This window comes from Methylocystis sp. (assembly GCF_051062815.1).
In the GTDB taxonomy this organism is placed as follows: Bacteria; Pseudomonadota; Alphaproteobacteria; order Rhizobiales; family Beijerinckiaceae; genus Methylocystis.
Genome location: NZ_JBPFDU010000030.1, coordinates 60,322 through 66,909, shown reverse-complemented (window position 1 = coordinate 66,909; position 6,588 = coordinate 60,322). Strand labels below are relative to the sequence as shown.

Genomic DNA, 6,588 nt, shown 5'->3' with positions numbered 1-6,588 from the left:
GCCAGGAATCGGCAGGCGAGCGCCGCTCCGCCAAAAAGCGCCAGCCTGTCCAGCCATAAACGTTGTGTCGTCGCCCCGCGTGCGGTCGCCACTGGAGACCGGCGGGCGAAGCCACTATGGTCAGCCCGCCGCAATCCTAGCGTGCGCCGGAGCGCCTTTTGAATCTTTCGCCTGAAGAGATCGAACGCTACGCAAGACATCTCGTGCTGCGCGACATCGGCGGGCCGGGCCAGAGCAAGCTCAAACATGCGCGGGTTCTCGTCGTCGGCGCCGGCGGGCTCGGCGCGCCGCTGCTGCAATATCTCGCCGCGGCCGGCGTCGGCGCGCTCGGCGTCGTCGACGACGACGCCGTTTCGCTGTCCAATCTCCAGCGTCAGGTGATCCACGCCACGCAGGACGTCGGCCGTCCCAAGGTGGAAAGCGCGCGGGACGCCATCGCGCGCCTCAATCCGCATGTCCTCGTCGAGCCGCATGCGTTGCGACTTGACGAGACGAACGCCCGGGCGCTGATCGGGCGCTATGATGTCGTGGCCGACGGCTCGGACAATTTCGCCACGCGCTATCTCGTCTCGGACGCCTGCTATTATGAGAGAAAGCCGCTGGTGACGGCGGCGCTTGGCGGCTTCGACGCCTCGCTGACGACGCTGCGGCCGTTCGAACGCGGCCCCGACGGCCCCAATCCGACCTATCGCTGTCTGTTTCCGACGCCGCCGCTGGCGGGGGAAATCCCGACCTGCGAAGAAGCCGGCGTTCTCGGCGCGCTTGCCGGAATGGTCGGCGCGATGATGGCGCTCGAAGTCGTTCGCGAGATCGTCGGCTTCGGCGAGGGATTGGTCGGCCGTCTGCTGCTCATCGACGCGCGCGGCATGCGTTTCGAGACCGTCCGCTATGCCTTCGACCCGGAAAATCCGCTCAGCGGCGCCAGCACGCGACGATGAATGCGCGCCGTTTTTTTGTGGCGCATTTTCAGCGCCGAACCGGCGTCCACTTCGGCGGAAATGCTCTAGCTGTGGACCAGGTTGTCCTCGGTGATGCCGAGGCGACTGATTGGCGTTTGGTATTTTATCCCGCCATGGGGGCGACGCCAGTTGTATCTGTGCATCCAGACGGGCAAGCTTACACCTGCAGCCCCTCAGCTCGACGGTTGTTGGCATTTGGTTGCAGGAAGGTTGAGACTGTCGAGCGTTGCATGCAGGCGCGGCGCGGCGAAGTCGATGAATGCTCTCAGCTTGGGAGAGATCAGGCGGCTCTGAAGATAGACCAGATGCACGGGAACTGGCGCCGGCGTGAAGCTGTCGAGAACAGGCGCGAGTCGGCCGTCGCGAATCTGGTCGGCGACCATGTAGGACAGCGCCACGGTGATCCCATCCCCCATTTCCGCCGCGGCGATGGATGCCGCCGCGTCATTGATCTCGAGCCGCGGAACAAATGAAACGCTGTTGCCTTTTTTGCCGTCGAGAAAGCGCCACTCCCTGTTCGGCATAAGACCAGTGAACGCAATCATTGAGTGGAGACGCAGATCCGCTGGAGCCTGCGGAACGCCCCGCCGCACGAGATAGTCCGGGCTCGCAACCAATATCCTTCGAACGGTTCCGATCTTCTTCGCGACCATATTTGAATCCGGCAGGGGACCAATACGAACGGCGAGATCGATCCCTTCTTCCACGAGATTCGCGATGCGATCGAGCAGCAGCACCGACATGGTCATGCGCGGGTGCTGGCTAAGAAACGCGCCCACGACGGGCGCAAGAGCTGATCGACCGAAAGTCACTGAGGCCGTGAGCGTGAGATGGCCCTTCGGAACTGTCGTTTCGCCGACGGCCTCCTTCTCGGCGGAGTCGAGATCGATCAGGATACGCCGCGCGCTTTCGAGGAAGCGCTGACCGATGTCGGTGATGGTCAGGCTGCGGGTCGTGCGGTTGAAGACGCGGGCGCCGAGACGCTCTTCAAGCGCAGAGATCGCACGGGTCACCGCGGGGGGAGACAGGCGCAAGCGCGTTCCGGCCTTGGCGAAGCTGCCGGCGTCGGCGACCGCGACGAACACCTCGAGCTCGTGGAGACGATCCATTTTATTCCTCTAATCGGAATAATGAATTCCATACGTAAGATATTCTTACAAGAAAAATAATGGGCCATTGTCTGGAGGAGCGGCGCCGAGGCGCGCCGCGCCGTCAACGAAACAAGGATTGACCCTATGGCTCGAATTGCCGTCATCGACCCCACATCCGCCACTGGCGAAGCCAAGAAATTGCTGGACGCCGTCCAGGCCAGTCTTGGCGCGGTCCCCAACTTCATCCGCGTGCTGGCCAATTCCCCGGCGGCGCTGAACGCGTTCCTCGGCATCCACGCGATCGCCGGCGCGGGTTGTCTCGACCCGAAAACGCGGGAGCGTATCGCGCTGGCCGTCGCCGAACAGAACGCCTGCCAGTACTGCGTCTCGGCGCACACGGCCATCGGCCGCAAGGCCGGCCTCGACAGTCAGGAGATGCTGGAGAACCGCAAGGGCCGTTCGTCGGACGCCAAGGCGGAAGCCGCGCTCGCCTTCGCCCGCGCGCTCGTCGAGCATGCCGGACAGGTAAGCAAGGCGGAATTCGACGCCGTGCGCGCGGCCGGCCATTCGGATGGCGAGATCATCGAGATCATCACGCATGTCGCGATGAACATCTTCACCAATTTGCTGGGCAAAGCGACCCAGATCGAGATCGACTTCCCGGAAATCGAGCTGAACAAGGCCGCCTGACTTACTCGGGACCGGCGCAGAGGACCCTGCGCCGGCTCCTGACCGCGAGAGGAGCGTTCAATGACCGAGATGACCAAGACGACCCAAGATGCCGGCGCTCGTCCGCCGCTGCCGCCGTTCACGCGCGAAACCGCCATACAGAAAGTCCGCATGGCCGAAGACGCCTGGAACACGCGCGACCCCGAGCGCGTGTCCCTCGCGTACACCGAGGACAGCCGTTGGCGCAATCGCGCGGAGTTCCCGGTCGGCCGCGCCGAGATCGTCGCGTTCCTGAAGCGCAAATGGGCGCGTGAGATCGAATATCGCTTGATCAAGGAACTCTGGGCGTTTGCCGAGAACCGCATCGCGGTGCGTTTCGTTTACGAGTGGCGCGATGACGCGGGCGACTGGTTCCGCAGTCACGGCAATGAGAACTGGGAGTTCGACGAGCGCGGTCTGATGCGACTGCGCTTCGCGAGCATCAACGATCAACCGATCCGCGAAAGCGAACGAAAGTTCCGATGGCCGCAAGGCCCGCGGCCTGCGGATCACCCGGGTCTGTCCGATCTCGGCCTTTAAGGCGCGGGCGCGGGCCCGCAGGAGGACGCTATGCCGCATCGCTACGCTGAAATCGCCTTCACCCCGAGGGTGAAGAAGGCGCAGGAGCAATTTGGCAGCCGCAACGCTTATGCGCGTATGGAGGGAGCGCCGGAGACCAGGAACCATCGCCTGAGCGAGGCGGAAGCTGAATTCATCGCGGCTCGAAATTCGTTCTACATGGCGACGGTCGGCGAGACCGGCTGGCCGTACATCCAGCATCGCGGCGGGCCGACGGGATTCGTGCGCGTGCTGGACGACGCCACGATCGGCTTCGCGGATTTCCGCGGCAACCGGCAATATATCAGCCTCGGCAATCTCGCGAACGACGATCGCGTTTCGCTGTTCTTCATGGACTATCCCAACAAGACTCGGCTGAAGCTCTTCGGGCGCGCGAAGATCGTCGGTCTCGACGACGAGGCGACCTTGTCTCGGTTGGAAACTCCGGATTACCGCGCTCGTGTCGAGCGCGGCTTCCTGATCAAGGTCGAGGGATTCGACTGGAACTGTCCGCAACACATCGTCGAGCGCTATACTCTCGACGAGACGCGCGTGATGACGGCGCCGCTCACGGCGCGGATCGCCGAACTCGAATCTGAACTCGTCCGGCTTCGAACTGCGGCGTCTGTTGCGGGAGCATCGGATCACGCCGGCGCTTGATTTGACGTAACCTTGGGCAAAGTTCGCGCGAACTGGTGGCGTGATCGGCGTTTTGTCGTCCCCCAAGTGCGAAAGGCGCCGATCATCGCGAGGATAGCGCTGTCCTCGTGTTTCGTTCCCCTACTCAAGCGGCGGAATCAAACGGGAGTCGCTTGATCGGTTATCTCTTGCCGTGAGCAGATTCTACGATCTGCGATCAATGGCCCCCGCACCCCTTAATTTCCCAAGGTTCTCTCGTAGAGACGAGGTCATGGTCGAGATCGGAAGCACAATCAAAAGGTGAAAGCTGGTGCAGCGAATAGAGTCGAGAAACATCGACGACTGCGTAACCCGCCGAGGAGCGTTCTTCGTTCTCGGCGCTCTCCCATTGATCATAACATCGGCGCATGCGGATGCAGATCTCAATTATGCCGCGCGCGCCGAAGATGGCGCGTTGCCGGAGACATTTCGCATTCCGTCGAACCTTTATCCGTCGTCACTGCCGGGCGTCGTCTGGAAAGGAGCGACGTCGGCCGACCTCGAACTTTACGAATTTTTCGATTATAACTGCGCGTATTGTCGAAAAGCGGCGCGGGAGATCGACGAAGTAATCGCCGCCAATCCGGACGTGAAACTCGGACTTATCAACAGTCCCATATTGTCGGTCGGTTCGGTTCAAGCCGCGAAGGTTCAGCAGGCCATTTTTAGACTGTACGGCCCATCCGTCGCCTACGCATTCCATCAGCGAATGTTCGCCAAGCGCGGCCAAAGTAACGGCGTCTCTGCGCTCGCAATCGCGCGCGAGATGGCTCTCGATCCCGCCAAAGTAGAAGAATCAGCCGACAGCGCCGTCGTGGCGGGCGTGTTGCGACGGCAGGCGGAACTTGCCACCAGTTTAGGCGTGTCAATGACGCCATCATTTGCGATCGGCGGGTTTGGATTTCCGGGCTGGCTTGGCAAGAAAGCGTTGCAAGCGATTATCTCAAACATGCGTCGTTGCGAGCGCCCGACATGCGACGACAAGGGATAAGGTCAGCCGTCAATGAAATACTTTAGGAACGTGATCGCGTCGGCCGACAACCAGTCAACCTCGCCGGTGATGTAGCCTATGGCTGCGCCGGTACTCCATCGAAAGCGTAAAGGCCAATAAATTTAGTCGGGGGGATCGACGGTAACCTATCGCCGTCTCTGATTCCGCCTGCCGAGGCGGCTTGGAGACGTGTCAGCTGCTCCTCGTAGCGGGCGAGAATCGCCGGATGCAGGGCGACCGCCTCGGTGGTCGGAGCCGTCTTCGCGAACTCGGCGGCGAGCCGGCCCGCGTAAAGCTCGTCGTTCAAAATCCCGTTTCCGCGCTGCATGTTCCCGTTGATCGTAGAAGCGTTCCACGCCCTACCACGAGGCGGGGTAATCCGCTCCGCATTGAGATCGTGAGCTATGTCGCGCGGTTTGCGTCCATCGACGTCGTCACCAAAAATGCGAACGCACGATGTCCGCTTCCGATCATGCGCTTCCCCGGATCGCCGGGCACGGGCTCGTAACCATATGTGAGTCCACCGGCATTGAAATCAATTGGGTTCCGTCGCGGACGACGGGGGAAGCCTGAGTTTTTCTGAAAAGTTTCCTGGTCTTTCCCGTGGTCGGGGAGGGGAGAGAGGCGAGACCGGTTCGCAGGAGACTGCGTCACCAGCCAGAGCTAACCCACTTTGCTGTCCTTCAGCAGGCCGACGAGCGGATTTGGCGTCGGGGGCGCGATCCGCCGCAGTGTGTTTGTGTCGTGGTGGTTGAATGCTGGCGCGGCGCCGCGCAGGGCGAGATCCGTTCGCGTCACATAGGTCCAGCTGCCGTCGTCGTTGAAGGCGATGTCGATGCGGTAATAGTCGGTGCGAAACGCTTCTTCCAGGAAGGTCGTCGAGCAAATGCCGAAGCGACTGTCGCCACGCCGCGCCTCGACCGAGATGCGCGCGTCATCGGGTTTCGCCGTTCCACCCGCCAGCACGACTTGTCCGCGCGGGATCGCGATGGTCTGCATAATCAGGCCCGTGGCTGGCTCCCAGAGCCAATACCCGACCTGGTCGTGAAAGGTGATCGCCTCCTCCGGGGTGTTGATATGGATGTGATAGCGCAAACCATAGAGTAGCTGGGGCCCGTTCGTCTGCGGGTCGATTGGATCCATCCGGATATGCTCGCGGTACGCCCGCGTTTCAGGCCCTTCGGCCTTGGGATTGACGTCCACGCCTCGATCGGACTGCCACACGCCCGCCAAGCGGCGCAACGGACCCAGATTAGCCAGCGTATCGGGGGAGAACTCAGGCTCGGTAAAAATATCGTCCGGAATGCTGCGCACTTTTTGTGTCCCTTTCCACTCATCTGATCGCGCTGGTAATTGAGAAACGTGCGCGGCCTGATTTCAAGCGGCAAATTTACCCAATCCGCTGCCGACATTTGTCGCAGCGGCTTTTGACCGAGACAGAGCGACCATGCAAATAGACGCCGGCTCGGCGGGCGCTTTGGATGTAAACCGCGCCGAACGCACACGTGCGCGGGCGCACTGTGCCCTTCAACGAGGCGCGCAATGATCCGAATGTTGCAAAAACCCATAGCTTTTCGGGGCCGGCCGCTGCGGCCGGCCCTTT

The 6,588-nt window shown here is 61.8% G+C and carries 8 protein-coding genes and 1 pseudogene; 5 read left to right on the top strand and 4 right to left on the bottom strand.

Features of this window, described 5'->3' with window-relative positions:
• The first annotated feature begins 158 nt into the window (after window positions 1-158).
• Complete coding sequence (locus tag ACR65W_RS04795) at window positions 159-938, top strand: HesA/MoeB/ThiF family protein (RefSeq protein WP_434499787.1); 780 nt, start codon at window positions 159-161, stop codon at window positions 936-938.
• Window positions 939-1,003: 65 nt separating this feature from the next.
• Here ACR65W_RS04795 and ACR65W_RS04790 read toward each other — a convergent pair.
• A pseudogene (locus ACR65W_RS04790) lies at window positions 1,004-1,114 on the bottom strand (IS481 family transposase); the annotation flags it as partial.
• A gap of 18 nt (window positions 1,115-1,132) precedes the next feature.
• Entirely contained in the window at window positions 1,133-2,068 is a 936-nt protein-coding gene (locus ACR65W_RS04785) for a LysR family transcriptional regulator (RefSeq protein WP_434499786.1), read from the bottom strand.
• Window positions 2,069-2,194: 126 nt separating this feature from the next.
• Here ACR65W_RS04785 and ACR65W_RS04780 point away from each other — a divergent pair, with 126 nt between their 5' ends.
• From ACR65W_RS04780 to ACR65W_RS04765, 4 genes are all read left to right on the top strand, one after another.
• Window positions 2,195-2,740 (top strand): carboxymuconolactone decarboxylase family protein, encoded by a 546-nt coding sequence (locus tag ACR65W_RS04780; RefSeq protein ID WP_434499785.1) that lies wholly within the window; start codon window positions 2,195-2,197, stop codon window positions 2,738-2,740.
• Window positions 2,741-2,800: 60 nt separating this feature from the next.
• Window positions 2,801-3,298, top strand: a complete 498-nt coding sequence (locus ACR65W_RS04775; protein ID WP_434499784.1) for a DUF1348 family protein — start codon at window positions 2,801-2,803, stop codon at window positions 3,296-3,298.
• Between the two features lie 30 nt (window positions 3,299-3,328).
• A complete protein-coding gene (locus ACR65W_RS04770) occupies window positions 3,329-3,976 on the top strand; it encodes a pyridoxamine 5'-phosphate oxidase family protein (RefSeq protein WP_434499783.1) in 648 nt (215 codons plus the stop codon).
• A 367-nt stretch (window positions 3,977-4,343) separates the two neighbouring features.
• Entirely contained in the window at window positions 4,344-4,985 is a 642-nt protein-coding gene (locus tag ACR65W_RS04765) for a DsbA family protein (RefSeq protein WP_434499782.1), read from the top strand.
• A 76-nt stretch (window positions 4,986-5,061) separates the two neighbouring features.
• On the opposite strand, the gene ACR65W_RS04760 is transcribed toward ACR65W_RS04765, so the two are convergent.
• Window positions 5,062-5,391, bottom strand: a complete 330-nt coding sequence (locus ACR65W_RS04760; RefSeq protein ID WP_434499817.1) for a recombinase family protein — start codon at window positions 5,389-5,391, stop codon at window positions 5,062-5,064.
• 257 nt (window positions 5,392-5,648) lie between these two features.
• Window positions 5,649-6,299, bottom strand: a complete 651-nt coding sequence (locus ACR65W_RS04755) for an FABP family protein (RefSeq protein WP_434499781.1) — start codon at window positions 6,297-6,299, stop codon at window positions 5,649-5,651.
• Window positions 6,300-6,588 lie beyond the last annotated feature (289 nt).